This window comes from Nonomuraea sp. NPDC050451 (assembly GCF_044458585.1).
On the sequence record NZ_JBITHZ010000001.1, the window covers coordinates 902,213 to 927,663 of the forward strand.

Sequence of the window (25,451 nt, forward strand, 5' to 3'; positions counted from 1 at the left end):
GCCGGTCAGGCCCGTCTTCCCGACCAAGACCAACCGGCAGATCAGCCGCTTATGCCCTGTCGAGTGGGGATCGGGGTGTCCCGACCACGGTGGCAAAGAGTGCCGGTGCGTCAAGCCCCGGCGGCACGGCGGTGGCCACGAGTGTGAATGCGATGGCGGGAGATGACCTGCATCTTCTTCCACCGCTGGGTGACGATCGAGGTCATCGGCCGTATCCAGACACAGCGGTGCGCGCGGTGCGGCACGACCAGAACCCGGGTCCGCTGATGACCCGCAACCGCGGGCGTAACGGCCGGCCCTGGCGCCGCGCGCGGGCCCGCCTCATGGCCGATGCCCCGGACGTGTGCCACATCTGTGGCCACTCGGGCGGGGCGAACGAGGCGGACCACGTACCTGCACTGAAGATCCTCAGAGCGCTGGGCCTTGACCCCTGCGACCTGCGATACCTCCGCCGGGCGCATGGCACCTGGGCCCGCTGCCCCGTGTGCGGCCGGGCCTGCAACCAGAGCAAGGGGGATCGGGAGCTACCTCCCGCCCCTCGGCAGTCCCGTGCCTGGTGATCAACCAGCCCGGCGCGCACTGGCAGGACCTGGGGGCTCAGGGTGCTCTTCGTGATCACGGGGCCACCTGCTGGGGGGAAGAGCACTTTCGTCCGGGGGAGGGCGAAAGCTGGGGACGTGGTGGTGGACTACGACCTCCTGGCCCAGGCCCTTTCGGGGCCGCACCAGGGCGACCCCTACCACCACCCGGAACCCATCCGCACCATCGCCTTCCGTGCCAGGACAGCCGCGATCCGCGAGGCGCTGCGCCACGTGCACGCGACAGACATCTACGTGATCCACTCCATGCCGACGCCCTCGTGGCTGGCCACGTACGCCGAGCACCACGCCGAGATCGTGACCATCGACCCTGGTCGTGACGTGGTCATGGCTCGCATCGCGGCCGAGCGACCAGCCAGCGCGCGCGCCGTGGCCACGCGCTGGTACAACAACCGGGCGGCACAGGGCGAGGGCAGGCAGGGCACCCCCGCCCCCCGCCCCCAGGGCCCAGGCCCCCGTCACCCCCAGTGCACCCCACCACCCAGGTCGTCACGCTCATGGTGACAATGCGTAACGCGATCGACATTACGCATCGTGACGATGATTGAACCGCTCACCGTGCGCGACAGGCGAAGATCCAAGGCGCCCCACATCCCCGCAGGTCAGGGGCGGGGGGCCGGGTGATCACGGAGCGATGATCACGGGTGGCAGATCCGCGCCAGATGGTCCTTTTCTCCCCCTGGCTAAAAAACTTACGCTCTGTTACTTGTCACGTTCTGTAACCAAATCGCTGGTTACTTTCGGTTGCCGCACATTGTCACCAGTTGTGATGTTCGTTCTGTAGTCGCCCGTCGCTGATCACGTGCGGGTAGGAAGCCCCGGCTCCTCCAGGTGGCCGGGGCTTCCGCATACCTGGAGGTAGAGATGACCACTGGGCGCGCGCCTCGTGTGGATCTGGTCGCGTCGGTCCGCGGGGATTTGAAGCGGCTGGGGCTGGATGAGAAGGGCACGCTGGCGATGGCGGCGCTGGACATCGCTGTCCGGCTCGGCGTGGACGGCGTCCGGCCGACGGCGGCGGCGATGCTGCACAAGGAGTTGCGCGCCACGCTGGCAGAGCTGGAGCGGGTGGCGGCCGGTCAGCCGTCGTCGGATGGGATCGACGATCTGAGGGCTCGCCGTGCTCGACGCGCCTGAGCTGGTCGGCGTCCAGACGCCGCGGATCAGGTGGGTGCCGGAGTCATATCGGTCGTCCGGCGCCGACGTGGCGGAGCTCGCCGAGCAGGCTGGGCTGATCCTCGATCCGTGGCAGCGCCTGGTGCTCGAAGACGGCCTGGGCGAGCAGAAGAACGGCGCGTGGACGTCGTTCGAGACGGGCCTGGTGGTCGCCCGGCAGAACGGCAAGGGTGCGGTATTCGAGGCTCGCGTTCTGGCCGGCCTGTTCCTCTTCGATGAGGAGCTGATCCTCTACAGCTGTCACGAGTTCAAGACCAGCCAGGAGTTCTTCCGGCGGATCCGTTTCCTGATCGACGGCAAGGACGAGTTCCGGCGCCGGGTGCGCAAGGTAGTCACAGCGCACGGCGACGAGGGCATCGAGCTGACGACGGGCCAGCGCCTGCGGGTGATCGCCCGCTCGACTGGGTCGGGCCGCGGCTTCTCGGGCGACTGCAACATCTGGGATGAGGCGTTCAACCTCCCGGCCTCGGCGATCGATGCGCAGATGCCGACGATGTCGGCCCGGCCGAACCCGCAGGCGTGGTACGGATCGTCGGCCGCGGACAAGCGACTGGCCCCGTGCGAGCAGCTGGCCGCAGTGCGCCGGCGTGGCATCGCCGGCGGGGATCCGTCGCTGACGTACCTGGAATGGAGCATCGACCCGCACACCGCCGAGTGTGCTCGCGACGAGGCTGGGACGATCACGTGCACCGCGCACGATGACCGGGCGGACCCAGCGAGCTGGGCGAAGGCGAACCCCAGTCTCGGGATCCGGATCTCGGTGGATCACGTGCGGCGCGAGTTCACGTCGATGTCGGCGAAGGGCTTCGACCGGGAACGGCTGTCCGTTGGCGACTGGCCGGTGGATGAGGGCGCGGCCTGGGAGGTCATCCCGGAGGAGCGCTGGCGGGCGGTGGCCGACGAGTCCAGCGACGCAGAGGGCAAGGTGGCGTTCGCCATCCACGTCGCGCCGGACAGGTCGTACGCCGCGATCGCGACGGCAGGGCGACGCGCTGACGGGCTGCTACATGTCGAGGTGATCGACTACCGGGCGGGTACGCAGTGGGTGCCGGAGCGGGCGAAGGACCTTCAGGAACGCTGGTCTCCGTGCGCGTGGGTGGTCGACGCTGGCTCCCCGGCTGGATCGCTGATCGCGGACCTCGAGCTCGTGGAGTTCGAGAGGCCAGGCGGCGGGATAGGCGCGCTGGAGATCACGAAGCCCACCTCTACCGAGGTGGGCCACGCGTACGGCCAGTTCGTCGACGCCGTGATGCCCGAGGAGGGCGCCCCCACGATCCGGGTGCTGCCTCACCCGGCGCTCGACACCGCTGTGGCCGGCGCCGTCACACGTTCGATCGGACGGGACGCGAAGGCGTGGGACTCGAAGGTCGCGTCGGTGGATATCTGCCCGCTCGTGGCTGCGACCTTCGCCGCCTGGGGCTTCAGCACCAAGGGTCATCTCGAGGAAGAGGAGCCGATGGAACCGCTGGTGGCCTTCAGGTGAAGCTCTCTCCGCTGGCGCGAGCCCTGTTCGGGTACGTGGCCGGCTGCCTCGCCATCGTGGCCGGGGTCTGGATCGAGTTCGGCGCTGGTTACGGCCTCATCGCCGCCGGGGCCGCGGCCGTGGCCTCCTTCCTCCTGCTGGCCGATGTCGAGGGCGATGAGGACGGGGAGGCGCCGTGAACTTGCTGACGCGCATGCGCCGTCGGCGCTCTCTGGACAGTCCGCTGGCCCTGCCGGACTCGTTCGGCTACTTCGGCATGTCGCGGCCGGTGAACGGGCTGGAGAAGCCCGCGCCCGCCGAGTTCCTCGCGATCGCGCAGCGCGTGCTCAAGCGCAACGGCGCCGTCGCGGCGCTCATGTTCATCCGGCAGGCGGTGTTCAGCGAGGCCCGCCTGTGCTTCCGCCAGCTGCATGCCGCCGGCCCCGGCGAGCTGTCGGCCGACGGCGACCTGTCCATCTTGGAGCGGCCGTGGCCCGGCGCCACGATGCAGGACCTGCTGTCGCGGATGATCCAGGATGCCGACCTGGCGGGCACCTCGTTCGTCGCCCGGCGACCGAACGGGACACTGAAGCGGCTCCGGCCGGACTGGGTCACCATCGTGACCGGGTCCGAGGAAGAGCCCGACCTGTACGGCGACGCCCTGGACGGCGAGCTGCTCGGCTACATCTACTCGCCCCGGGCGCCCGGCAGCGAGCAGGGCGAGGTCCTGCTTCCGGGTGAGGTCGCGTGCTTCGCGCCGATCCCGGATCCCGAGTTTCAGTTTCGTGGGCTGAGCTGGATCACGCCGCTGCTGGGCGAGGTCGAAGCCGACAGCGCGGCCACCGAGCACAAGCGCAACTTCTTCCACAACGGGGCCACCCCGCGCGTGGTCGTGTCCTTGGACGCCACGGTGAAGCCCGACATGTTCGATCGCTTCATCGCGAAGTTCGAGGCGGCCCACGGCGGCACCGGATCGGCGTACCGGACCATGTACCTGGGCGGCGGCGCGGACGCGAAGATGCTGAGCCACTCGCTCAAGGATCTTGATTACAAGGCCGTCCAGGCGATCGGCGAATCCCGGCTGGCCGCTGCCGCCGGCGTGCCGCCGGTCATTGTCGGCTTCTCCGAGGGCCTGGCCGGCAGCTCGCTGAACGCGGGCAACTACGCCTCCAGTCGCAGGCGCTTCGCCGACGTCACCATGCGTCCGCTCTGGCGGCGGGCCGCCGGCGCGCTCTCGCACCTGGTCGACGTCCCCGACGGCGCGGAACTGTGGTGGAACGACCGTGATGTGGCGTTCCTGCGCGAGGACCTGGCCGACATCGCGAACATCCAGGCGAAAAAGGCATCCACCATCCGCCAGCTGACCGACGCCGGGTTCACAGCGGCCAGCGTGGTCGCCGCGGTAGAGGCGGACGATCTGAGCCTGCTGGAGCACTCGGGTCTCTTCAGCGTGCAGTTGTTGCCGCCCGACAAGATGCGCCCCGATGCCGCCCCAGCCGCGGCCGTCGATTCCCCGGCCGACGACGAGCCGGAGCCCGACGACAGCGAGCAGGGCGACGACGAGCAGCCCGAGGAGGGCACGGAATGACGCTTTTCACCCGGGCCTTCCCGCTCGATGACATCGCGATCGCGCCTGGCGGCGATGGCCGCACGGTGACCGCGTACGCCGCGGTGTTCGACACTCCGGCGGAGATCCACGACCGCGATGGCCACTACCTGGAGGAGATCGCGGCGAGCGCGTTCGACAAGACGCTGACCGAGCGAGGCCTGCGCTTCGGCGTGTTCTACAACCACGCCGCAACCCTGCACGGAACCCCGTCTGAGCGCGCCAGTGTGCCGCTCGGCACGCCGCTGGAGATCCGCGCCGACGCCAAGGGCCTGCTGACCGTCACCCGGTACAACCGGACTCCGCTCGCCGATGAGGTGCTCGAGGCGATCCGCAATGGCGACATCACCGCGCAGTCCTTCTCTGGCCGGATGATCCAGAGCAAGCCGTCCAAGCCCGGCCGCGCGCCGTACCGGGCCGGCCGGGGCGGTGAGCTCGTGACCGTGGTCCGTAGCGAGATCGCGCTGCGCGAGTACGGCCCCACCCCCATGCCGGCGTACGAGCCCGCAGCCATCCTCGGAGTGCGCTCGCTCGCCGAGGAGTTCGCCCAGCTCAGCACTGACGAGCGCGCCGAGCTGGCCCGCATGCTTTCGCTCACCACCCCGCCCGGGGCCGGAGGCGACACCGACACCCCCGCGGAGGGGGCCGTCACGGAGGAGTCGGAGCCCGAGGAGGGCCACCGCTCCGGTCCGGCTATGACCCGCGCTCGTGCGCGGGCCCGCCTGATGAAGAGGGGAATCCTCCTGTGAACAGACTGACCGAGATTGACGAGCGGCTGGAGGCCATTCGCGCCGAACTGCTCGCGCTCGCCGACGGCGACCTCGACGAGACGCACGCCGCGCGCTTCGACGAGCTGGAGACCGAGTACGCCGAGCTGGAGACCGAGCGCGAGCCGCTGGCCCGCCGCGCGGCGACCATCGAGCGCGTCCGGACCACCGCCGCCACGGCCGCGCGCGGGGGCCGCGGCCTGGAGCCGGGCGGCGGCAACCGGACGCCGGGGCTGATCGTTCGCAACGACCCATACGACGGCCTGGACCAGGTGCGGTCCAACGCTGTCCCGGCCGGTGACCTGCGCTCTCGCGCCCTGGCGGCGATCGAGCAGGCCCCGGCCGAGCTCGACGACGCCGGTCGTGAGCGCGCCGCCTGGCTGCTGGAGCGCGGTGACCGGCACGGTCGCATTGCCCGCCACATGCTGCTCACCGGCTCGCCCGCCTATCAGAGGGCGTTCGAGGCAGTGCTGGCCGGCGTCCAGCCGTGGCAGCTCGATGAGGAGGAGCAGCGGGCGCTGCGCTTCGCCGACGAGCACCGACGGGCGATCAACGAGGGCACCGGCGCGGCGGGAGCGTTTCTCGTGCCGTTCCACCTTGACCCGACGATCATCTTGTCGAACGCGGGTTCGTCGAACCCGTTCCGGCAGATCTCTCGCGTGGAGACGATCACCACGAATGAGTGGCACGGCGTGTCCTCGGCGGGCGTGACGGCCCAGTGGCACACGGAGGGCACCCAGGTCGCCGCCGACAACAGCCCGACCTTCGCCCAGCCCAGCGTGCACATCCACGCGGCTGACGCCTATCTGCAGGCCTCGTTCGAGGCGACGATGGACACCAACATCGCCTCTCAGGTTGGCATGCTGCTCAACGACGCCAAGGACAACCTGGAGGCCGATGCGTTCGCAGTCGGCACCGGCTCCGGCCGGCCGTTCGGTGCGGTCACCGCCACGGCGGCCGTCGGCGGTTCCGTGGTCGCGGGCGGCAACACCTACGACGTCGCCGACGTGTACGCGGTCAAGGACGCGGTTCCCACCCGGTGGCGGTCGCGCGCCTCCTGGGTCGCCAATGAGTCGATCTGGAGCCTGACGCGCCAGTTCGCCACCGGCTCCGGCCCGAGCCACGCGTTCTGGGCCGACCTGGGTATGGACCGGCCGCCGACGCTGCTGGGCCGCCCGGTCTACGAGTCCAGCGCCATGGACTCCACCTGGAACACCACCGGCAACAACGACATCGTCCTGGTCGGCGACTTCAGCAACTACCTGATCGTCGACAGGGTGGGAATGACGGTCGCCTATGAGCCGCTGGTGAAGGGCGCGAACCAGCGTCCGACCGGCGAGGTCGGCTGGTACGCGTTTTGGAGGGTCGGCGCGAACGTGCTGGTGCCGAACGCCTTCCGCGTCCTTCGCATCAACCTGCCGTAGCCATCCAGAGGCGGGAGCCTCGCGGCTCCCGCCTCGCCCACCAAGAGGAGGCGGACGTGCAACGCGCCGCGCAGACGTTCCACCTGCCCACCGCGGATGGGTGGCGCACCATCGCGGCCGGCGACGAGCTGGCCGACGACGACCCGGCGGTCGAGGCTGCGCCGCAGTACTTCGTGACCGCCGAGCCGAGGCCAGCCGGATCCGATCCGTCACCCGTGCCGGCCAAGCGCAGGACTCAGAGCGGGGCCACCGCCAAGAAGGTGATCACAAAGTGAGCCTCTGCATCGATCTCGGCTACCAAGTTCTCAGCAGCCAGGTCACCGTTGTGCAGGACAACGGGTCGCTGGGACTTCAGACGTTTCGGGTGTCGTGCCCAGCCGGGAAAAGGCCTGTCGCAGGCGGATACCAGGTGAGCTACGTCATTGGGCTCGCCACGCCACGTCTGCACGGCAGCTATCCCGACGGGGACGACTGGGTTTTCACCTTCGAGGGCATCAGCTCGGGCGATCGAGCTGCCGATCTCTACGTGGTCTGCGCGAACACGTGATCGGCCACATCCAGCTAACCAGCTTCCCCGGCGGTGTCCGCGTCGATCGAGCGGACCCTGAGGCGATGATCAGCTTGGAACTGTTCGCCGAATCGTGCTCGCACCTGCTGCGGGTGCACGGGAACCTCATCACGATCGCCGATCAGGTGGTCTACCGCGTCGTCGGCTACGCGGATTGTTCGCTGCTGGTCGAGCTGGTCGAGGACCGCAGGATGAAAGAGGAGGCCAGCAGTGCCGTTCAATGACCTCGGCAAGAACAAGATGCTCGACGGGCTGGACGAGTCGGTCAGCGGCGCGATCACCCACGTCGGCGTCGGCAACCTGACCGACCCCGGCACCGGCGCCAACTACGCCGGCACCGAGGCGACCGGCGGCAGCCCGGCCTACGCCCGCCAGGCGGTCACGTGGGGTGCCGCGGCCAGCGGCCAGAAGTCGAACACGGGCGCGCTCACGTTCGACGTGGCCAGCGGGACGTACGCGTTCCTGCTGTTCTTCAACGCGAGCTCCGGCAACACCAACAACTTCTTGGGCTATGCCCCGATCAACGGCAGCGTGAAGGGGTTCTTCTCCGTCGACACGACGGTTGCCAACGACGCCCTCTTCAGCGTCGCGCACGGCCTTTCCGACGGCGACCGCGTCCAGCTCTTCAACGTCTTCTCCGAGACGCTGCCCACCGGACTCACTGAGGGCACCGTGTACTTCGTCGTCAACTCGACGAGCAACTCGTTCAAGGTGTCCACGACCTCGGGCGGATCCCCGGTGGACATCACCGCTGTGGCCGGCGGTGAAGGGTTCTTCCAGAAGGTGATCCCCGAGGTTTTCGCCTCGCAGGGGCAGCTCACGGTCGCCGTCGGCGCCCTGGTACTCGACGGGACGGGGATCTGATGGCGGCGGGACTACAGATCACCAAGGCGGAGATCAACGCAACGTCGGGGACCGTGGCCAGGTCGGTATTCGCCGTGCTCAGCGACGTGCTGGAGTTCAAGGCGTGGCTCGACACGGTTTCGGCCAACGACCTGGAGACGACCTACGGGTTCGCCACGGCGGAGGCCGCGGACCTCAAGAGCGCGTTCGCTGACCTGGCCGACCTGGCCGGGATCTTCAACGGCAGCGCCGCGGCCAATACGTTGCCGCACGACTACCGCGTCTTCGCCAAGCGCCTGATCGGGACAGGGCTCTACTAGTGTGGCCACCCCGAACGTAGTCGAAGTACTGCAGGACTCGCAGAGCGGTGCGAACGCGTCCGTCTCCACGGCCGCCGGGACCCAGGTCGGGGATCTGCTGGTCGCCGCGTTCGGCAACAACTACTTCGACGGCGCCAACATGGCCGCCCCGACCGGGACCGCAGGAACCTGGACGCCGAAGGCCTACGGCGATGCGGGCGTCAACACCGCCCACCTGCGCATCTACACCCGGAGCGTCACCTCCGGCGGCGCGCAGACGGTCACGATCAGCCCGGTCTCCTCCGAAGAGGTTTACCTTTTCGTGTACGTGATCCGCGACTGGATCACGGTCGACGACGCGACGGCGAGCGCATCGGCGACCCAGACCACCAGCCCGGTAGCGCCGTCCGCCACGGCTATCGGCGCGGATGACCTGCTGTTGTGCTTCTGGCAGACCGGCGCCCCGCACGGCGGCCCGACCTTCACAGCCGCCCCCGGCGGCATGACGAACCTGCTCCAGGTCGCCGACCCCGTTGGCCCGTTCAGCAGGCTCGGCACCGCCCGGCAGGTCCTGGCCGCCTCAGGCGCGACAGGCAGCCGCACCGCGACGATTAGCGCGGCATCGCAGTACGCATCGGCCTCGATCGTCATCGCGGGAGCGAGCGGTGGCGGCGCGGTGTCCGCGACCGGGCTGGCGCCGGCGGCGGCCGTTGGGCTCGCGGTGGCCCGCAAGGTCGCTCCCGAATCGGGCCGTGCTTGCCTGGCGCCCGCAGTTGCCGGGATGGTGCGCAAGGTCGCTGTCGTGACCGCCAGGGCCAGCGTGGCGACGGTAAGCAGTGCGACAGCGCGGAAGTCCGCCGCGGCGGTGGGCGGCGCGCTCTCAGCGGCGACATCCTCCGCGACCACGCGGAAGACAGCGTCCTCGGTCGGCCGGGCCTGCCTGGCGGCGGCCACGAGCTCGACCACGCGCAAGCTCACTCTGGTCGCCAGCCTGACACCGGCCGCGGCCACCACGACCACCGGAGCTCGCAAGGTGACCCTCACCTCGGGCAGGGGCACGGCCGCTGTCGCTGCGGTGGGCGGGACGCGCAAGGTAGCCCCACGGGGCGGCACTGCCTACGCCGCCGCCTGGTCGTACCGGTCGCAGGTACTGACGCGCCTGGTGACCGGCGCGTGCAGCGCGGCCTTCGTCGGCTCGGTGACGGCTCGGAAGGTGGTGCCGGCCTCCAGCCGATCGTGGGCGGCGGCGTCCTCGAGCTCGGCGGCCCGGCGCGTGGCGGCGGTGCTCGCACTATCCGAGATGGGGGCCGCTGGAGGCGCCCATGCCCGGAAGACAGTCGCCTCAAGCGGCCGCGGCGTCCTGGCCGCCACGGGCCTGGCCGGCGCGCGCAAGCTGGCGCCGACCGGAGGCCGATCGTACGCCGCGGTGAGCGCGGCCCACACCTCTGAACCCGAGCAGAGCGCCGGGGTCATGTTCATCCGCGAGCGGCCTGCCTCGATGGCACTGAAGCGCGACCGGGCCGGTTCCTCGATGGCGATGCACTCGCGGCGTACAGCGGAAATGGAGGGCGCATGAGCTGGGATCTTGGCGACTCGGTGCCCCTGTCCATCACGATCACAGACCCTGCTGGAGCCCTGGCCAACGCGGGCTCGGTCTCGCTGACGATCAGCTTGCCGGACGGCAGTACGGTCACCCAGGGCCCGATCTCGCCAACGTCGACCGGCGTCTACGACTACGACTATCCGACGGTGCAGGCCGGGATCCACCGGGTCCGCTGGCTCGCTACCGGCGCCAACGCCTGCGCGTTCGCCGACGTGATCGACGTCGAACCCGCCGAGGGCGCCCCCTTCATCTCGCTCGCCGACACCAAGCACCATCTCAAGAAGGACCCGGCGGTGTCGGAGGACGATGAGGCGCTGCGCTGGTTCATCGGCGCTGGCTGTCAGATGATCGAGGACCGGATGGGGCATGTGTCCCCGCTCACCGTGGTGGCCGACCTGTCGGCTCGCCGGGGCGTCGTGGTCCTGTCGGAGCGCCCGGTCATCTCGATCGTGAGCGTGGTACGGCTGCCCGGCGGCGAGGTCGTGCCCCAGGCCGACCCGCTGGCGGGTACGGACGGGTGGACGCTGAAGAACTCCGAGGGCGTGCTGCTGGTGCCTGCCTGGTGCGGCGACGTGCGGATCACCTACCGCGTCGGTCGCTCGCCGTTGCCGCAGAACTTCCGCTTGGCCGGGCTGGACCTGATCAAGCACCTGTGGCAGGGCTCCCAGCACAACAACGCCGGCGGCCGGCCGATGCTCGGCGACTCGGACGCCATCGCGGCGGCGGCCCGGCCGTTCGCGATGCCCTACCGAGTGATGGAGCTCCTGGGGCTCAAGAAGAACCAGGAGCGCGACGAGCCGCTCGTCGGCTGACAGGCACCACGCAGCGGCGACCGCCATTTCAGCGTGAGGTTCCACCTAACACCCAACGACCTGGGAGGACTCGCCCCTTGTCCACCATCCCCGCGGCGCTCGACGCGCTCGTGACGCTCGCTAAGCGCGCCTGGCCGGACGTCCAGGTCCTCGACGGCGGGCCGACAGTCGAGGTCCGCGACGACGTGATCGCCATCGGCTACAGCGGCAGCGAGAGCCAGCCAGACGTGCAGAGCACTCTCGCCCGCGAGCAGCTCGACCTGGAACCGGACATGGAGCGCTACGACGTCATGTGCATGGCGAGCGCGTGGCGGGGCGACGCTCACCGCGATGGCCAGCCGGACGCCCAGACAGTGCGGAACCGCGCCTTCGAGCTGCTGGCCGGGCTCCGCGACGAGCTGGCGCGCGACAGCCGCCTCGGCGGGACGGTCATGATGGCACGGCTCAGCACGCTGGACGTGACCGGCGACCAGACCCACAACGGCCCGGTCTGCACGGTGCGCTTCCAGGTGCACATTGACGCGTTCGCGGTGGCGTGATGGCTGAGCCGTCTGACCCGTCGCAGGCGATCCGCCAGCTCGCCAAGCAGCTCGACGGGATCCCGAAGGATCTGCGGCAGAAGCTGCGGCCTGCGCTGCGGGCGGCCGCTGAGCCGGTTGTGCAGGACGCTCGGGGTCGGGCGTCCTGGTCTACGCGGATCCCGCGCGCGATCTCGATGAGCGTGCGGTTCAGCCGGGATCCGGGCGTGTTGATCCGGGTGCGCAGATCGGTGGCGCCGCACGGACGCGCCTACGAGGGGATCACGGGCGCGAGCGACTTCGTGCATCCCGTGTTCGGCCACCGGGACCGCGAGGTGGCCGAGTCGACGCGGCCTTACCTCGAACCGGCGGTGCGGGCGGCGGCGGACAACGTGCTCGCGAAGGCGGCCGGGGTCGTGGACCAGGTGGCACGGGAGCAAGGCTTCCGATGATCAAGGGGGACTGATAGATGGCCTTCCGGCTGCAAAGCTTCTTCGAGCTCGACGCGGAGCTGACATCTCCGCTCGACCTGACCACGCCGACGGCTGCACTGTCCGTCGCCCGCCAGCTGGTGCTGGCTCAAGGCACGGGCGCAGGCCAGGCGGACATGATCTGGTCGGACACGGTCACGATCGCGCCCTCGGGCACGCAGGCCGTCGACCTCGCCGGCACACTGGCCGGCCCGCTTGGGGGCACGCTCACGTTCGCCCGGATCAAGCTGGTTGTCGTCGCGGCGGCCTCTGGTAACACGAACAACGTCAACGTGATCTCGGACGGCACCAACGGCCCGCTGCTGTTCATCGCCAAGGGCGACGGGATCCCAGTCAAGCCTGGCGGCCTGTTCTTTTCGTTCGATCCGTCTGCGGCGGGGACTGTTATCACGCCCAGCTCTGCCGACCTGATCAACCTGGTCAACTCCGGCGCTGGCACGTCGGTCACAGCCGACGTGGTCATCGTCGGTGCCTCGGCATAAGGGGGCCTGATGGACACCGTGTGGATCTCTCACCCGCGCCTCGATGACCGCAAGGTCGAGGTGCCCGCCAGCGCGCTGCAGGAGCACCAGCGGGCGGGCTGGGAACTGACCGCTACCCCGGACACCAGGCCCGCAGTTATCCAGGCGCTGATCGACGGCGGCTGGGAGCCCGAGGAGGCCCGTCGGGCGGTCGAGGCGGCGATGCCCGACCCGCCCGGCTCGCCGCCAGAGAGCGGCCAGACCGACCAAGCCCCGGAGGACACCTCCGGGGCTTCTTCTTTGCCCGAAACCGGCTCGCGGGTTCGGCGCACGACCAGGGGGGAGCAGTAAATGCCCGCTACGCCGATCACTCCGGCCAGCCGTTTCTTTCGGCCCGGCATCACGAAGGTCTCGTGGATCGTCTCGATCGCGAACATCAACGCGCCCACGCGGCTGGAGCTGAACGCCGGCTCGGACCTGTCCAAGGACGTGGCGGACATCTCGGGCTGGATGGTCTCCGGTCAGAAGATCGACACGCCGGACCTGAACTCCAGGTTCGTCAGCAACATCCCCGGCCTGACCTCGGCAGACGAGAGCGCGATCACGTTCTACGCGAGCGACACCGGCGTTGACGTGCGCACTCTGATGCCGCGTGACACGGCCGGGTTCATCGTCTGGTTGGACGGCGGCGACGTGGCCGGCCGCAAGATGGACGTCTTCCCCGTCCGGGTCCTGTCGGTGGGCAAGGTGCGCAGCATGGGCGCGGAGGCCGCGAGGCTGACGATCCAGTACGCCGTCACCTCCGAGCCCAGCGAGAACGTGACCATCCCGGCATGACGAAGGCTGACCGCCTGCTCAACCGCCAGCGCCTGTTCGCCGAGCATCCGATCCGGATCGACGACGATACGGAGGCGCGGCGCGAGGTTGAGCAGGCGCAGTTCGCTCTGGCCTTGTTGCGGACGCAGGGCGACGTTGCGGATGAAGCTGCCCTTCGGAGGGCCAAGGCCGCCCTGAAGCGCGCCGAGAAGAGGGTGCGGGACTGCTACGAGTTCATCCCGCTGCGCGCCCTGCCAGCCGACGACTTCGAGGCGCTGATCGGCAAGCACAAGCCGAGGCCGGACACCGATGACGGTATCTGGAACAACGAGACGTTCCCGAAGGCGTGCCTGCTGGCGTGTGACGAGTCCGGCCGGTCGGAGGCGGACTGGGAGCACATCTTCAAGCACGTGCTGTCGGGCCCGGAGCAGCTCCAGCTCTGCAATACGGCGATCCGGGTGAACGCGAGGACTCCGGACGAGTCGCTCCCAAAAGGCTGGGCGCAGATCGAACCCTCTGGCTAGAGCTGGAGGTCTGCGCCGCCTATGGGATTCCGCACAGTGTCTTCCTGTCCTGGGACGACGACGACCGGGACAAGGCGATCTGGCACTGGATCTGGAAGCGCCAGGAGTGCAAGACGTGTGGGACGCGGCCGGATGAGTGGGATGAGTCGCGCGGGGGCCACCGGTGGGCGTACGTGGCGGAGAAGCGCAGGTGCCGCGGCTGCGAGGTGCGAGAGCAGGCCGAGGAGACGGTGACGGCCGAGGACGGCCGCGGGGTCCACATCGTGATGATCCGCAACGAGGGGGTGGCCGAGCATGCCGACGCGTGACTTGATCATCGCCTTGAAGTCGAAGTGGGACGACCGCGGCACCACGGACGCCGCCAAGGGTCTGAAGAAGGCAGAGGACGCCAGCAAGTCTTTCAGCCGCGAGCTGGAGCAGCTGGAGAAGCAGGCCAAGCAGCAGGGCACGACGCTCGCCCAGGCCGGTGCTCAGGCTGGCCGGTTCGGCGACAAGCTCGACGACATCGGCCGTACCGCGATCAAGACGCGCAGGCTACTGGAGGACGCCACGCGGCGCCTGCCGACCATCGAGCTTGACGCGGACTCTTCCGATGCTGAGCGGGAGGTCGCGGCCCTCACGACGCGTCTCAAGTCGCTGTCCGACATGCGCATCGGGATCGACGTCGATGCCCGCGAGGCCGCAAACGAGGCAGAGGCGATCAGGCGCCAGCTGATCGCGCTGGCTGCCCTCCATCCCGAGGTCGTCGTCGACGCCAACATCGACCGCGCCGTCCGCGACCTGGACAAGGTGGAGCGGGAGGCCCGCGACCTCGACCGCCGCATCAACATCAAGGTCGATGTGGATGGCGGCGCAGCGGCGGCCGCGATCGGCATGATCCAGACCGCGCTCGCCGCGGTCCGCTCGTCTGGCCCGCTCACTGCAGCGGCGGTAGCGGCCGGGCTCGGCGCACTCCCGGGCGCGGCTGCGCTGGCGACATCGGCCATCGCGGTCGGGCTGGGCGGCGCGCTGGCCGGCCTGGGCTTGGCCGCGGCGCACGGCTCGGAGGCCGCGCAGGACGCGATCGGCCAGCTGAAGGAAGCCGCCAAACGCGAGGCCACCGCGATGGGCGTGCCCTTCGAGGCCGTCTGGATCAAGATTTCCCAGGTAGCGGAGCGTGAGCTGGTCAAGCTGTCGCCCGTGGTCCGCCGCAACCTTGCCGAGCTCGCCCCCGAATTTGAGGACTTCGTCGACGACGCGGGCGCCTCCTTGGAGGAGCTGACACCGACCATCGACGGCGTTGAGCGGGCGTTCTCCGCGGTGCTCACGAAGCTGGGCCCGAAAATGCCCGAGATCATGCAGCATCTCGCCGCGGCGATCAACGAAATCACCGCCGCCGTGGAGAAGGACCCCCAGCTTCTGGCGGACTTCGCGGTCAACCTGGCCAAGATCGCCAAGTGGGCCGCTGACGCTACGACGGCGCTGGCCCGGTTCGTCCGATGGGCTCAGGAGAATGCCACCGCGATCAAATCCCTCATCGCCGTGACCAACCCCGCCGCCGGCGCCCTGGGCGCCTTCATCGGCGAGGCGGACAAGGCCGGGCGAACCAGTCTCGACCTGGGCCAGGGCGCCCGGGATGCCGCCCAGGGTATGGAGGTGATCGGGGCCAGCGCTGACGAGGCTTCCCAGAAGATGCGGGAAGCGTGGGCCGGGGCGTACGCGGAGTTCGCAAAGTTGGGCAGTCTGATGTCCTCCGCCCAGCAACGGGCTTCCGGTCAGGAGTCGCTGGCGCAGGCTCAGGCACGGGCGGCGGAGGTACAGCGCCAGGGCGCCGAGCGGATCGCTCGGGCGGAGCGGGAGCTGGCAGACACACAAGAGCAGAGCGCGGAGCGGATCAAGGCGGCCAAGCAGCGCGTCAAGGACGCCCACCGGCAGGCGGCGGAGGCGGTCGAGGCCGCCCAGGAGCGGGTGCGTGCCGCCCAGGCCGCAGTCACCGCCGCAGAAGAGGAAGGCGCCCGCCGGGTCGCGGATGCCCAGCGGCGCGTGGAGGACGCGCGGGAGCGCGCGGCGGAAGTCGCTGAGGAGTCGGGTCGGCGGATCGCTGACGCGGAGCGGGCCCTGGCCGATGCCCAGCAGGATGCGGCGGCCCGGCAGGTGGATGCTGAGCGGCGCGTCCAGGATGCCCACCGCCGTACCGAGGAAGCGGTTGAGGACCTCACCGCCGCCCGGGAGCGGGCACAGGAGCGGCTTGAGGACCTGATCGCCGCGGAGTCCGGCGCCGCCCTCGATGAGGAGGGCGCCCAGCTCGCTATCGACCGGGCCCGGCAGCGCCTGGACGAGATCAACGCCGACCCCGAGGCGACCGAGCTGGACCGGCGCGAGGCCGACCTGGCGTACAGGCAGGCCTTGCAGCGGCTGGAGGAGGTTCGGCGCCGCAACCAGGAGTTGCGCGACGACCTGGCCGACGCGCAGCGGCGCGGCATCGACGGCTCAACCGAGGTCGTGGACGCGATCGGCCGAATCGAGGACGCTCGCCGGGCCGAAGCCGAAGCCGCGGACGCCGCGGCGCGGCAGCGGGAGGAGTCCGCCCGCCAGGTTGCCGACGCTGAGCGGGCGCTGGCGGACGCGCACGCGGAGGCGGCTCGGCAGCAGGAGGACGCCTCACGGCAGCTGGCCGACGCAGAGGCTGAGCTGAGCCGGGCGCGCGCCGATGCCGCCAAGGCGGTTCAGGACGCCCAGAAGGACGTGGCCAAGGCTCAGCAGGATGCTGCGCAGGTGGCCAAGGACGCCTCACGGCAGGTGTCAGAGGCCCAGGCGGAGGCTGCCCGCGCTGTTCGGGATGCTGCCCGGGACATCACGGATGCGGAGAAGGCGCTCCGCGACACTCGGCAAGAGGTTGCGCGCGATACCCGCTCCGCCAACGACTCCGTCATGGAGTCCTGGGCCAAGCTCCGCGGCGACGCCAAGCTCACCAGCGCCGAACTGCTCGCCGAGCTGGAGAAGCAGGTCAAGGACCAAGAGCAGTGGGCCAACAACCTCGTCTCGCTGGCCGGCCGAGTGCCTGACGAGATGCTCGCGGAGCTGGCCGACCTGGGGCCGGGCGCTGCGGGGATCGTGGCCACCGCGGCGTCCATGTCGGACGCGGAACTCCGGAAGTTCATCGACCTCCACGGCCGGAGCGGCAAGGAGGCCGGCGAGACATTTGCGCGCAACCTCGCGGACGCCGGCCCCGTCCTCCGGGAGATCGCCAAGCAGCGCGGTCAAGAGGTGGCGGACAAGGTCAGGGAGGGTATGGACGGCGGGCGCACGTCGGTGATCGAAGCCGCCAAGCGGATCGGGCTGGACATCAGCATGGGCGTCGGCGCTGACCGCCAGGTGAAGATCACCGTGGACACCGCCGAGGCGGACGCGACCATGAACGCCTGGCTGCTCAGGTACTCGGCGCAGATCTCCCAACATTACGCCGACGGCGGCATTGTCTCGTTCGCGGGTGGTGTCGAGAACCATGTTGCCCAGATCGCCGGCGCCGGGGCCGTTCGCATGTGGGCGGAGCCAGAGACAGGCGGAGAGGCCTACATCCCCCTCGCGATGTCGAAGCGGTCCCGGTCTGAAGAGATCTTGTCCCAGGTAGCGGAGCGCTTCGGCGGCAGGTTCTACCGGACAATGCCTTTGTCCCGGTCGCCTGTGTCAGCGGGGAACGGCGGCGCGTACCGTCCGTCGGCGCCGATCTACAACATCACGGTGCACGGTGGACTGGACAGCGCGCCCGAGATCGGGGCGCGCGTTGTCCGGTCGATCCAGGAGTTCGAGCGACGCTCGGGGAACGGCTGGCGCCAGTGAGTCTGCCCACCATCTCCGTCGAGGTGATGTTCGACAACACGGCGCCCTCGGGCAATGCGAAGACGAACTCCTTCACCGGCGGCACCAACGGGTCCACGATCACGACCGGGAACAGCGGCGGGACCAGCGGGAACGCGTTCGACAACATCCTGGGGTCGCCGCAGTTCTCCAACGCTCAGGCCTTCGGCGGCGGTCTCAGCGCGTTCAACCCGACGGTCGGCGCAGACACGCACATGGACTGGACAGGTGTCAGCCAGGCCGGGAACGTCTTCTGCGCCCGCATGTACCTCTACCTGGTGTCGGCGACGTCGGGCTCGCAGAAGGTGTTCGTGCTGAACGGGCCGGGCGGCATCATCAGCGCCCTGTGGATGTTCTCGAACCGGACGGTGCGCGTGTATCTCGGGTTCGCCACGAGCGTGGCGGCCCAGCTCAACACGCCCATCCCGACCGGCCAATGGGTCCGGATCGAGCTGCGCTACACGATCGACTCCGCCGGCAACGGCACGGCGGAGATCTGGAGGTTCGACGACCCGAACAGCTCCATCGCTACCGAGTACGCCATCTCCGGCACGCTGGCCTGGCCCGGTGGCAAGCCGTCCGGTGTCGAGTGGCAGCTACAGCGCGACGCGGGCGGCTGGTGGTACCTGGACAACCTCGCCGTCGCCGACAGCAGGATCGGGCCCGTGCTGGGGACGTGGACGGACGTCACTCTGGCGGGCAAGCGGGGGATCTCGACCAAGCGCGGCTCGGACCGGGTGATCAGCCCGGTGATCCGGTACGACGCGGGTACAGCAACGGTCCACGTCAATAACACGAACCGGCGCTTCGACCCGACGAACGTGGACGGCCCGCACGGCACCGGCGTCCGGAGCAAGGTCGCCCCGATGAAGCCCATCAGGATCCGGGCCACCTACAACGCCGTCACGTACGACGTCTTCAGGGGTTTCGTCGATCAGTGGGACGTCGATCACGTGGCCGACGTCTACTCCGAGGCGACGGTAACGGCCAGCGATGGCTTCAAGGTCTTGAGGAACCGCAAGAGGCCGCCGGTGGCCCCGGTGGGCGCGGGCGAGAACGCCGGGGCGCGCGTTACCCGCATCCTAGACTCGGCGGGCTGGCCGACTGCTGATCGCGTCATCGCGACCGGCAACAGCACGCTCCAGGAAACGACCCTCGAGGGCGAGGCGCTCGCCGAGCTGCAGGCCGTCGCGGAGTCGGAGATCGGCGAGCTGTACATCGACGCGAGCGGCAGGGTCGTCTTTCGCAATCGCCAGGCCGTCATCCTGGACTCCAGGTCGAACTCGGTGCAGGCGACCTTCGGGACGGGCGGCACCTTCACCCCTGCGCAGGCGAAGCTCGTCACCGACGATGCGACGTTCTACAACGAAATCAGAGCTCAACGTGAAGGTGGCGTCGAGCAGGTGGCGGGGGACGCGACCAGCCAGGCGGAGTTCCTCATCAAGACCTATCAGGCGTCGGGCCTGCTTCTGCAGGACGATACGGCGACGGCGGGTTACGCGTCGTGGATTCTGTACGTCAGCAAGGAACCGGAAGTCAGGTTCGACTCCATCGAAATCCATGCGCATGCGGATCCAGACACGCTTTTCCCGATCGTTCTCGCTCGGGAGATCGGTGACCGGATCCGTATCATTCGGCAGCCGTCGGGCGGCGGCGCTCCGATTCAGCGTGATGTTTTCATTCGCGGCATCAGTCATGTCACGGATGGGGCGAGGTGGATTACGACGTGGACCCTGCAGTCCGCGACGAAGTACGGCAGCTTCTTGGTGCTCAACAATTCTATCCTCGGGAGGCTGAATGAGAATGCTCTCGGCTTCTAGACGGAAGGAGGATCATGCCGGGCTTTAAGAACTGGGCCTCCGGTGAGATCCTGTCGGCCGCCGACCTGATGAAGCTTCCGCAGCACAACTACATCGTCAAGCCTTCCGATGAGTCGGTCACAAACGCCACAGTGCAGGATGATGACCATCTGGTCCTGGCGGTTGCTGCGAACACTGATTATGTGCTTGACGGAATGTTGGTGTATTCCGCAGCTCAATCTGTAGGCATGGTCTATGGCTGGTCGTTCCCTACGAGTGCAACAATGTGGTGGAATTCCGGCAACGCTCCTCTCTATGATGCGCAAGGCACTCCTCAAATATCGTTGGATGCGCGTCTCATCAACGAATTTGCGCAATGTGTTGGTATATCGAGCGGTGGAGCCGGAAATCCTTTCAGACTTATGGCGCGCCCTTATGGGTTGTTGCGAGTGGCGGGAACGGCGGGAAATATACGCATGCGTTTTGCGCAACAGACCCTGAACGCCGGTGACGCAACAGTCATGAGAGCCGGATCCTGGCTGCGCATCACCAAGATCAGCTAGTGGTCCCCGCGTCCACATCGGCACCCCAAGGGCGCCCAGCCGCGTGGAGCGGCGGTAGCCGTTACGAGCGAAGGAGTGCCGTGACAACACCTGCCGACGGGCCCGCATCCGGCGAGGAGCGATGTGGCCGATGAGCCTTCCCCGGGTGAGCTGTCCCGCCGCCTGGACGGCGTGGTCATGAGCCTTGCCCAGCTCATCCAGCGCGCGGAGTACGCCGCCGACCAGAGGCTGATCGAACGCCGGTTCACCGATGTCGAGGGTGACGTCAACGAACTACGCCGAACCCTCCTCGATGAGGTGCGAGCCCTGCGAGGTGACCTCGCCGCCGCCGTGACCAGGCTGGAAGCCGCCGACGAGAAGCGCGAGGAGAAGCGCGGCGGCAACCTCAAGCAGATGATCTACTCGGGGATCCTGCCCACGCTGTTCATCCTGCTCACGATCGCCGTCCAGGTGTGGTTGGCGCCCCGAGGTGGAGGGTGATGGGCGAGCACGTGCGCCGAGTGCGCCGCAACTGGGTGATGATCGCTGGCGTCGCTGTGGTCGCCCTCCTCGGGCTGTGGGTGTCGCTCCAGATCGGTTCGCTCGGCGGCCGCGTACGGCAAGCCGAAGACGACCGGCAGATCCTCAGCGAGCAGGTCGAACGCCTCGGTGGCGTCCCACTGGTCTCCCCGTCCGCCGGGCCTCCCGGCGAGCGCGGCGCCACCGGGCCCCCAGGACCACAGGGCGACCCAGGACCATCCGGGCCGCCCGGACCGACAGGCCCGCCCGGGAGCGACGGTCACGACGCCGTGGACGGGAAAGACGGCGCCGCTGGCGAACCCGGCTCACCTGGCAGGGCCGGCAACCCCGGCGCCCAGGGCGAGGCCGGCCCCGCAGGCCCGAAGGGCGACCAAGGCGAGCCGGGGGAGGCCGGCCCTCCAGGACCGCGCGGGGAGCCCGGCCCTCAGGGTGAGCAGGGCCCTCGTGGCGAGCCTGGCCCGGCCCCGTCGTCGCTGACGATCCCCATCGGCGTCATCACCTACACGTGCACCCCTGACCCGCCTGGATCTACCAGTTACACCTGCAAGCCGGGAGGCTGACCATGCCGTACCTGACCCAGCTCGCCGACGTCGCCCGGCGCACCGGCCACCCGGTCACCGAGGTCTCCGGATGGCAAGGCCGCGGTCACGGACCACAGCCGGAAGTCCAGGGCATCGTCTGCCACCACACCGCGGGCCCGGCCGGCGGCGGCGACTACCCGTCCCTTGCCGTGGTGCGGTCCGGTCGACCCGGCCTCGACGGGCCGCTATCCCACTTCGGCCTGGGGCGGTCCGGCCGCATCTACGTCATCGCCGCCGGCCGCTGCTGGCACAACGCCCCCTCGACGTCGCCGCGCCACACCAACTCGGCCTCCATCGGCATCGAGGCGGAGAACGACGGACGCCAGCCCTGGCCCAGCGACCAGCTCGACGCGTACGTGGCTCTGTGTGCGGAGCTGTGCAAGGAGTTCGGCCTGCCGGCCTCGCGGGTGAAAGCGCACCGCGAGGTCAACACCGACAAGCCCGACCCTCACACCGTCGACATGACCGGCTTCCGCGCGGCCGTCGCCCGCCGGATGCGTGAGCAGCCCGAGGGCACTCCGAGGGCGCCGGCTTTCCCCGGCCGTCTGCTGAGGTATCCGCCCGGCGCGCGCGGCAGCGACGCCTACGCGTGGCAGGCGCAGATGCGGGACCGCGGCTGGGATCTCATCCCGGACGGCTCGTACGGCCCACGCTCGGCTGAGGTTTGCCGCCTGTTCCAGCTCGACTCGACGGCGAACGGCTGGCCTCTCGATGCCGATTCGGTCGTCGGCCCGGCCACGTGGCGAGCAACGTTCGAGCGCCCGATCTCCTGATCTTTCCGGTTCCAAGGATCCAACCCCTGAGGAGGGGATCGTGATGAAGGACTCGACCAAGCGCACCATCCGGACCATCCTGCAGACCGGCGTCGGCATCGCCGTGGCGCTGCCCGCGATCGTCGGCGCGGCCGGCATCCCGGAGACCCTGCCGTGGGTCGCCGCCGCCCTGGCCGTGGCCGGTGGCCTGGCTCGAGTGATGGCGCTCCCCGCCGTGCAGGCGCTCCTGCCTGCCTGGCTGCGCACGGAGTCGCCCATGTGACCACGGCTGTGAGGGCCGTGCCGGAGCCCCGCCATCTCCTACGGGAGGTGGCGGGGCGTCTTCGTCGTGCTCCGGGACGGGGGATCTCAGTGTGGTGGGAGCGCCCGCCGAGCTGCACTGATCAGATTGTGGGCGTCGGCTCCGTATACCGCGGACTCCTGCAGCGTCTTCCATGTGCGCAGGTAGGTGTCCACGCTGGCATCGTCGTCGATCCACAGTTCGGCGTGCCAGGTTTCCACAATGACCTGGCGGTCGTCGTACATCCAGAAGGCCGTTGCCGGGGGGATCTTGAGGGGTGCCGACAGCGGGAGAATCCCGAGTTCGACCGTGCTCATGCCGACGGTTCCCGCGAGGCGGTCAAGCTGGCTGGCGAGGACAGAAGGCGGGCAGACCAGAGCACGAAGCGCCGCTTCCCAGAGGATGAGGTGGAAACGCTTGGAGGGGTCGTACAGCACCTCTTGCCGCCTCATCCGCGACAGCACGGCCTGCTCGATGTCGCGTGGCGATCGCTGCAACTCGGAGTATCGGGAGAAGATCGACCGGGCGTAGTCGGGTGTCTGGAGAATCCCGAAGACCATTGAGGACTCCCAACCGCGAAAGAGGGCGGCGTCGGCGTGCGCGCTTAGGTGGGTGTCCTGCACCGGCTTATGACCGGCGGCCAGTTGACGCCGCCAGGATCGGATATGAGATTCGAAGCCTCTCAGCCTCGCCAGCAGCTCGTCGTACGCCTCGGGCTGGCCGGTCGCCTCAGCCCACTTCCGCAGATCGTCCGGCGTGGGTGTTTGCCTGCCGTTCTCCAGCTTGGAGACCTTGGACTTGTTCCATCCATACTGGTCGGCGAGCTGCGTACCGGTGAGTCGGCCGGTGGGGGATGAGAGTCGAAGTTCGCGCAGGCGCGCTCCGAGCGCTTCCCGTGCCTGCTGGTAGTCCGTGCTCACCGGTACGCGCCTTCTCTACTCCTTCGCGGTGAGCTGTGCCGCGAATTCCTCATACGGAATGGCGTGATGCATGGCTGCGTCACGCGCCATGGAGTATCGCACCACCGCCGAAGGTTCCGTGATCAGTTCGACGTTCACCAGGTTGTCGGCGTCGTCGAAGTTGAGCAGCGCGACCAGGCGGGAGTCGAAGATCCAGAAGTCTTCAGCGGGCAGGTCGAGCCGCTCGGCGTCCGCACGCCAGAGATTGGTGATCTTCTCGCCGACGGCGCTGTTGCGGCGTGCGTTGTCGAGTAGGTAGAGCTGCCCCGGGGTGGGCGGGTCGTCAAGGATGCGAACGCGTTCGAACCGCTTCCCAAGAGCGGCCTGCTCGCGCCGTTCGGCACACCATGCTGCGTCCACGCCTTCCCAGTTCACGGGCTCGCCACGGCTGAACTGGGCGTAGGTGTCCGTGAGCTCGTCGGAGGCGTAGCGGCGGCGCGTCTCCAAGCGCCAGGCCCTGTGCTCGAACTGCGTGAAGAGCTGATCGAACTCGTCCAGGGCGATGATGTCGGGCACGCGAGTGACCTCCTTCGGGCCGAAGTCCACGAGTAGTTCCCGAGGAACCACGATGGGAGTGTCGCCCTCGTTCAGGTGCCGAAGCTTGGCGACGTCCTCTGGGGTGGTGAGCGGCGGTCCGTGCACGATGATCTCACCTGAGTCGAGATCCTCATGGATGGCGGGGCATCCGTTGACGCCGGAGTTAGTGCCGTTGAAGCGCAGTCGTCGCGTCATGGCTCTTCCCTTCGTGGGGGACGGGATCTCTCCAAGGCTCTCCCGAGGCCAATGCCTCATCCATGAGGTTTCATCGGCCTAAATAAGGAACGTCGCGCAACTTCGCGGTGCAGTCAAGCAACTTTGCGAAACCTCCCTGGCACTTCGCAGGTCGTTCTTCCTACCGTTCCGGCCATGGACAGTCACGGGTCCACAACCCCCGCAACATCGCCCGCGTCGGGTGCCACGAGCAGGCCTGCCGGCGCTGACGTGACTCGGCGTCGGCAGGCCGAACCGGTTGCCCCGCCTGCCGGCCTCAGAAGTGCCTGCCCGGCATGGTGCACGGCAGACCACGACGACAACGAGCCGCGGCACCTCGCTGAGCTGCTCGACGTCGCTGCGACGGCGGACGGGACCGCCGAGCACACCCCGCGCGTATATCTCGACCTCCGCCGGGGCCCGGACGACGACGGCCCGCTCATTCACATGGACCTCGACGAGCGGCCCGTCGCGCGCATGCGCCCCTGGGAAGCTGCCGAGCTGGGGGCTAAGATGATCGAGCTCGCGCGGCTGACCGGCGCGGCTGAGGCCCGCCCCATAGACCGGCACGGGGGCGACGACCGTTCCCAGGCGTCCGCTCCCGTGCCGCCCGCTCCGGCTCATGACGCCAGCAAGAGCGCGCGCATGCGCATCGTCACCCGGTACGCCCGGCGGCAGCGGAACGGCCGCGTCCTGTTCTGTAGCCCGTCCAAGGCCGAGCTCGGCGGCGAGATGCCTCGCCGCGAGACCTCCGGCAGTGACGGGAAAGTCGTCTTCCCCGACCTGGAGACCGCAGAGGCGGCAGCGCGCGAGCTGGAAGCCCTCGGCGGCGGCCCGCAGCGCGCCTACATCTGCAGACGATCGCGGCACGGTCACGCCCACCTGACCGGAACGCCGTGGGGCGGCCCGTCGGCGGGTGGCTTGCGATGACGCCGGAAGAGGTTTCGGCCTACTACGACGATGCCGCCAACGCGCGCGCCATGTGTGACCTGCTGATGAAGGCCCACCCGGACTGGAATGTGTGGCGAGAAGACGGTCTTTGGCGCGCCCGCTACGAGACGTGGCCCGAACACCAGCAGATTCGCGACTCCAACGCCGGAATGCTGACCTTCACGATACGGATGGGCGGAACGCTGTCATGACTCGCGTCATCATCCCTGCGTGGGTAGACCTTGAGGGCCGGGTGTGGATGGACACCGGCCGCACCCACCCGAAAACGCACGAGCCGATCATCGAACTGCTGAACGGCTCCGCCCAGGGCGCGCTCAGATGGGTCAACAACCAATTCGGCCCCCTGGAGCAGCTCGGTATCCAGAAAGGCCGCCGACTGAAGGCGGTGCCACCGGAGCCGCCGGTCGAGGACTCGAAGGACCGCGACGCGGCTACCGCGTAGGTCCTCAGCAAGCCCCTGGTGCCAGATTGCC

General features: G+C 68.9%; 33 protein-coding genes. 31 read left to right on the forward strand and 2 right to left on the reverse strand.

Annotated elements, in window-relative coordinates:
- Positions 1-677: 677 nt before the first annotated feature.
- From ACIBI9_RS04130 to ACIBI9_RS04265, 28 genes are all read left to right on the forward strand, one after another.
- The gene (locus ACIBI9_RS04130; RefSeq protein ID WP_397220429.1) at positions 678-1,103 is read left to right on the forward strand and encodes a hypothetical protein; all 426 of its coding nucleotides are present in this window, start codon (positions 678-680) and stop codon (positions 1,101-1,103) included.
- Positions 1,104-1,463: 360 nt separating this feature from the next.
- A complete protein-coding gene (locus tag ACIBI9_RS04135; RefSeq protein WP_397220430.1) occupies positions 1,464-1,733 on the forward strand; it encodes a hypothetical protein in 270 nt (89 codons plus the stop codon).
- The gene (locus ACIBI9_RS04140) at positions 1,717-3,255 is read left to right on the forward strand and encodes a hypothetical protein (RefSeq protein ID WP_397220431.1); all 1,539 of its coding nucleotides are present in this window, start codon (positions 1,717-1,719) and stop codon (positions 3,253-3,255) included. Before ACIBI9_RS04135 ends, ACIBI9_RS04140 begins: the two co-directional genes overlap by 17 nt.
- Positions 3,252-3,434: a hypothetical protein gene (locus ACIBI9_RS04145; protein ID WP_397220432.1), complete on the forward strand. Its 183-nt coding sequence runs from the start codon at positions 3,252-3,254 to the stop codon at positions 3,432-3,434. The genes ACIBI9_RS04140 and ACIBI9_RS04145 overlap by 4 nt, the downstream gene beginning before the upstream one ends.
- The gene (locus ACIBI9_RS04150) at positions 3,431-4,822 is read left to right on the forward strand and encodes a phage portal protein (protein WP_397220433.1); all 1,392 of its coding nucleotides are present in this window, start codon (positions 3,431-3,433) and stop codon (positions 4,820-4,822) included. Before ACIBI9_RS04145 ends, ACIBI9_RS04150 begins: the two co-directional genes overlap by 4 nt.
- Entirely contained in the window at positions 4,819-5,589 is a 771-nt protein-coding gene (locus ACIBI9_RS04155) for an HK97 family phage prohead protease (RefSeq protein WP_397220434.1), read from the forward strand. Before ACIBI9_RS04150 ends, ACIBI9_RS04155 begins: the two co-directional genes overlap by 4 nt.
- Positions 5,586-7,031: a phage major capsid protein gene (locus ACIBI9_RS04160; protein ID WP_397220435.1), complete on the forward strand. Its 1,446-nt coding sequence runs from the start codon at positions 5,586-5,588 to the stop codon at positions 7,029-7,031. Before ACIBI9_RS04155 ends, ACIBI9_RS04160 begins: the two co-directional genes overlap by 4 nt.
- 56 nt (positions 7,032-7,087) lie before the next feature.
- Complete coding sequence (locus ACIBI9_RS04165; protein WP_397220436.1) at positions 7,088-7,306, forward strand: hypothetical protein; 219 nt, start codon at positions 7,088-7,090, stop codon at positions 7,304-7,306.
- Positions 7,303-7,578: a hypothetical protein gene (locus ACIBI9_RS04170; RefSeq protein WP_397220437.1), complete on the forward strand. Its 276-nt coding sequence runs from the start codon at positions 7,303-7,305 to the stop codon at positions 7,576-7,578. The genes ACIBI9_RS04165 and ACIBI9_RS04170 overlap by 4 nt, the downstream gene beginning before the upstream one ends.
- Before the next feature lie 65 nt (positions 7,579-7,643).
- Complete coding sequence (locus tag ACIBI9_RS04175; RefSeq protein WP_397220438.1) at positions 7,644-7,823, forward strand: hypothetical protein; 180 nt, start codon at positions 7,644-7,646, stop codon at positions 7,821-7,823.
- The gene (locus ACIBI9_RS04180; RefSeq protein ID WP_397220439.1) at positions 7,810-8,463 is read left to right on the forward strand and encodes a hypothetical protein; all 654 of its coding nucleotides are present in this window, start codon (positions 7,810-7,812) and stop codon (positions 8,461-8,463) included. Before ACIBI9_RS04175 ends, ACIBI9_RS04180 begins: the two co-directional genes overlap by 14 nt.
- Positions 8,463-8,762, forward strand: a complete 300-nt coding sequence (locus tag ACIBI9_RS04185; RefSeq protein ID WP_397220440.1) for a hypothetical protein — start codon at positions 8,463-8,465, stop codon at positions 8,760-8,762. Before ACIBI9_RS04180 ends, ACIBI9_RS04185 begins: the two co-directional genes overlap by 1 nt.
- Before the next feature lies 1 nt (position 8,763).
- On the forward strand, positions 8,764-10,317 hold the full coding sequence (locus tag ACIBI9_RS04190; RefSeq protein ID WP_397220441.1) for a hypothetical protein: 1,554 nt from the start codon (positions 8,764-8,766) through the stop codon (positions 10,315-10,317).
- Entirely contained in the window at positions 10,314-11,156 is an 843-nt protein-coding gene (locus tag ACIBI9_RS04195; protein WP_397220442.1) for a hypothetical protein, read from the forward strand. Before ACIBI9_RS04190 ends, ACIBI9_RS04195 begins: the two co-directional genes overlap by 4 nt.
- 77 nt (positions 11,157-11,233) lie before the next feature.
- On the forward strand, positions 11,234-11,695 hold the full coding sequence (locus tag ACIBI9_RS04200; RefSeq protein ID WP_397220443.1) for a hypothetical protein: 462 nt from the start codon (positions 11,234-11,236) through the stop codon (positions 11,693-11,695).
- Entirely contained in the window at positions 11,695-12,126 is a 432-nt protein-coding gene (locus ACIBI9_RS04205; RefSeq protein ID WP_397220444.1) for an HK97 gp10 family phage protein, read from the forward strand. The genes ACIBI9_RS04200 and ACIBI9_RS04205 overlap by 1 nt, the downstream gene beginning before the upstream one ends.
- A 17-nt stretch (positions 12,127-12,143) precedes the next feature.
- Positions 12,144-12,647 (forward strand): hypothetical protein, encoded by a 504-nt coding sequence (locus ACIBI9_RS04210; RefSeq protein WP_397220445.1) that lies wholly within the window; start codon positions 12,144-12,146, stop codon positions 12,645-12,647.
- A 9-nt stretch (positions 12,648-12,656) separates the two neighbouring features.
- Complete coding sequence (locus tag ACIBI9_RS04215) at positions 12,657-12,977, forward strand: hypothetical protein (protein ID WP_397220446.1); 321 nt, start codon at positions 12,657-12,659, stop codon at positions 12,975-12,977.
- The gene (locus ACIBI9_RS04220) at positions 12,978-13,463 is read left to right on the forward strand and encodes a hypothetical protein (protein ID WP_397220447.1); all 486 of its coding nucleotides are present in this window, start codon (positions 12,978-12,980) and stop codon (positions 13,461-13,463) included.
- Positions 13,460-13,966 carry a hypothetical protein gene (locus ACIBI9_RS04225; protein ID WP_397220448.1) on the forward strand — a complete coding sequence of 169 codons (507 nt, stop codon included), beginning with the start codon at positions 13,460-13,462 and terminating at the stop codon, positions 13,964-13,966. Before ACIBI9_RS04220 ends, ACIBI9_RS04225 begins: the two co-directional genes overlap by 4 nt.
- 173 nt (positions 13,967-14,139) lie before the next feature.
- Positions 14,140-14,274 (forward strand): hypothetical protein, encoded by a 135-nt coding sequence (locus ACIBI9_RS04230; protein ID WP_397220449.1) that lies wholly within the window; start codon positions 14,140-14,142, stop codon positions 14,272-14,274.
- Positions 14,261-17,785, forward strand: a complete 3,525-nt coding sequence (locus ACIBI9_RS04235) for a hypothetical protein (RefSeq protein ID WP_397220450.1) — start codon at positions 14,261-14,263, stop codon at positions 17,783-17,785. The genes ACIBI9_RS04230 and ACIBI9_RS04235 overlap by 14 nt, the downstream gene beginning before the upstream one ends.
- 26 nt (positions 17,786-17,811) lie before the next feature.
- A complete protein-coding gene (locus ACIBI9_RS04240; RefSeq protein ID WP_397220451.1) occupies positions 17,812-19,623 on the forward strand; it encodes a hypothetical protein in 1,812 nt (603 codons plus the stop codon).
- 14 nt (positions 19,624-19,637) lie between these two features.
- A complete protein-coding gene (locus ACIBI9_RS04245) occupies positions 19,638-20,165 on the forward strand; it encodes a hypothetical protein (protein WP_397220452.1) in 528 nt (175 codons plus the stop codon).
- Between the two features lie 123 nt (positions 20,166-20,288).
- Positions 20,289-20,645 (forward strand): hypothetical protein, encoded by a 357-nt coding sequence (locus ACIBI9_RS04250; protein ID WP_397220453.1) that lies wholly within the window; start codon positions 20,289-20,291, stop codon positions 20,643-20,645.
- Entirely contained in the window at positions 20,645-21,244 is a 600-nt protein-coding gene (locus tag ACIBI9_RS04255) for a hypothetical protein (protein WP_397220454.1), read from the forward strand. The genes ACIBI9_RS04250 and ACIBI9_RS04255 overlap by 1 nt, the downstream gene beginning before the upstream one ends.
- A 2-nt stretch (positions 21,245-21,246) precedes the next feature.
- Complete coding sequence (locus ACIBI9_RS04260) at positions 21,247-22,038, forward strand: N-acetylmuramoyl-L-alanine amidase (protein ID WP_397220455.1); 792 nt, start codon at positions 21,247-21,249, stop codon at positions 22,036-22,038.
- A 43-nt stretch (positions 22,039-22,081) separates the two neighbouring features.
- Positions 22,082-22,300 (forward strand): hypothetical protein, encoded by a 219-nt coding sequence (locus tag ACIBI9_RS04265; RefSeq protein ID WP_397220835.1) that lies wholly within the window; start codon positions 22,082-22,084, stop codon positions 22,298-22,300.
- 86 nt (positions 22,301-22,386) lie between these two features.
- On the opposite strand, the gene ACIBI9_RS04270 is transcribed toward ACIBI9_RS04265, so the two are convergent.
- On the reverse strand, positions 22,387-23,238 hold the full coding sequence (locus ACIBI9_RS04270) for a helix-turn-helix domain-containing protein (RefSeq protein ID WP_397220456.1): 852 nt from the start codon (positions 23,236-23,238) through the stop codon (positions 22,387-22,389).
- Between the two features lie 15 nt (positions 23,239-23,253).
- Positions 23,254-24,009 (reverse strand): DUF6879 family protein, encoded by a 756-nt coding sequence (locus tag ACIBI9_RS04275; protein ID WP_397220457.1) that lies wholly within the window; start codon positions 24,007-24,009, stop codon positions 23,254-23,256.
- Positions 24,010-24,258: 249 nt separating this feature from the next.
- Between ACIBI9_RS04275 and ACIBI9_RS04280 the strand changes: the two genes are divergently transcribed.
- The 3 genes from ACIBI9_RS04280 to ACIBI9_RS04290 are packed head-to-tail and all read left to right on the forward strand — an operon-like array spanning position 24,259 to position 25,420.
- Complete coding sequence (locus tag ACIBI9_RS04280; RefSeq protein ID WP_397220458.1) at positions 24,259-24,957, forward strand: hypothetical protein; 699 nt, start codon at positions 24,259-24,261, stop codon at positions 24,955-24,957.
- A complete protein-coding gene (locus ACIBI9_RS04285; RefSeq protein ID WP_397220459.1) occupies positions 24,954-25,169 on the forward strand; it encodes a hypothetical protein in 216 nt (71 codons plus the stop codon). Before ACIBI9_RS04280 ends, ACIBI9_RS04285 begins: the two co-directional genes overlap by 4 nt.
- Positions 25,166-25,420, forward strand: a complete 255-nt coding sequence (locus ACIBI9_RS04290) for a hypothetical protein (RefSeq protein ID WP_397220460.1) — start codon at positions 25,166-25,168, stop codon at positions 25,418-25,420. The genes ACIBI9_RS04285 and ACIBI9_RS04290 overlap by 4 nt, the downstream gene beginning before the upstream one ends.
- Positions 25,421-25,451: the final 31 nt, after the last annotated feature.

Bases quoted from the DNA above. Each gene is read 5' to 3' on its own strand.
- ACIBI9_RS04135 (WP_397220430.1), top strand. From the start codon at position 1,464: ATGACCACTGGGCGCGCGCCTCGTGTGGATCTGGTCGCGTCGGTCCGC.
- ACIBI9_RS04155 (WP_397220434.1), top strand. From the start codon at position 4,819: ATGACGCTTTTCACCCGGGCCTTCCCGCTCGATGACATCGCGATCGCG.
- ACIBI9_RS04175 (WP_397220438.1), top strand. From the start codon at position 7,644: ATGATCAGCTTGGAACTGTTCGCCGAATCGTGCTCGCACCTGCTGCGG.
- ACIBI9_RS04185 (WP_397220440.1), top strand. From the start codon at position 8,463: ATGGCGGCGGGACTACAGATCACCAAGGCGGAGATCAACGCAACGTCG.
- ACIBI9_RS04195 (WP_397220442.1), top strand. From the start codon at position 10,314: ATGAGCTGGGATCTTGGCGACTCGGTGCCCCTGTCCATCACGATCACA.
- ACIBI9_RS04205 (WP_397220444.1), top strand. From the start codon at position 11,695: ATGGCTGAGCCGTCTGACCCGTCGCAGGCGATCCGCCAGCTCGCCAAG.
- ACIBI9_RS04210 (WP_397220445.1), top strand. From the start codon at position 12,144: ATGGCCTTCCGGCTGCAAAGCTTCTTCGAGCTCGACGCGGAGCTGACA.
- ACIBI9_RS04215 (WP_397220446.1), top strand. From the start codon at position 12,657: ATGGACACCGTGTGGATCTCTCACCCGCGCCTCGATGACCGCAAGGTC.
- ACIBI9_RS04220 (WP_397220447.1), top strand. From the start codon at position 12,978: ATGCCCGCTACGCCGATCACTCCGGCCAGCCGTTTCTTTCGGCCCGGC.
- ACIBI9_RS04225 (WP_397220448.1), top strand. From the start codon at position 13,460: ATGACGAAGGCTGACCGCCTGCTCAACCGCCAGCGCCTGTTCGCCGAG.
- ACIBI9_RS04235 (WP_397220450.1), top strand. From the start codon at position 14,261: ATGCCGACGCGTGACTTGATCATCGCCTTGAAGTCGAAGTGGGACGAC.
- ACIBI9_RS04240 (WP_397220451.1), top strand. From the start codon at position 17,812: ATGTTCGACAACACGGCGCCCTCGGGCAATGCGAAGACGAACTCCTTC.
- ACIBI9_RS04245 (WP_397220452.1), top strand. From the start codon at position 19,638: ATGCCGGGCTTTAAGAACTGGGCCTCCGGTGAGATCCTGTCGGCCGCC.
- ACIBI9_RS04255 (WP_397220454.1), top strand. From the start codon at position 20,645: ATGGGCGAGCACGTGCGCCGAGTGCGCCGCAACTGGGTGATGATCGCT.
- ACIBI9_RS04260 (WP_397220455.1), top strand. From the start codon at position 21,247: ATGCCGTACCTGACCCAGCTCGCCGACGTCGCCCGGCGCACCGGCCAC.
- ACIBI9_RS04265 (WP_397220835.1), top strand. From the start codon at position 22,082: ATGAAGGACTCGACCAAGCGCACCATCCGGACCATCCTGCAGACCGGC.
- ACIBI9_RS04275 (WP_397220457.1), bottom strand. From the start codon at position 24,009: ATGACGCGACGACTGCGCTTCAACGGCACTAACTCCGGCGTCAACGGA.
- ACIBI9_RS04285 (WP_397220459.1), top strand. From the start codon at position 24,954: ATGACGCCGGAAGAGGTTTCGGCCTACTACGACGATGCCGCCAACGCG.
- ACIBI9_RS04290 (WP_397220460.1), top strand. From the start codon at position 25,166: ATGACTCGCGTCATCATCCCTGCGTGGGTAGACCTTGAGGGCCGGGTG.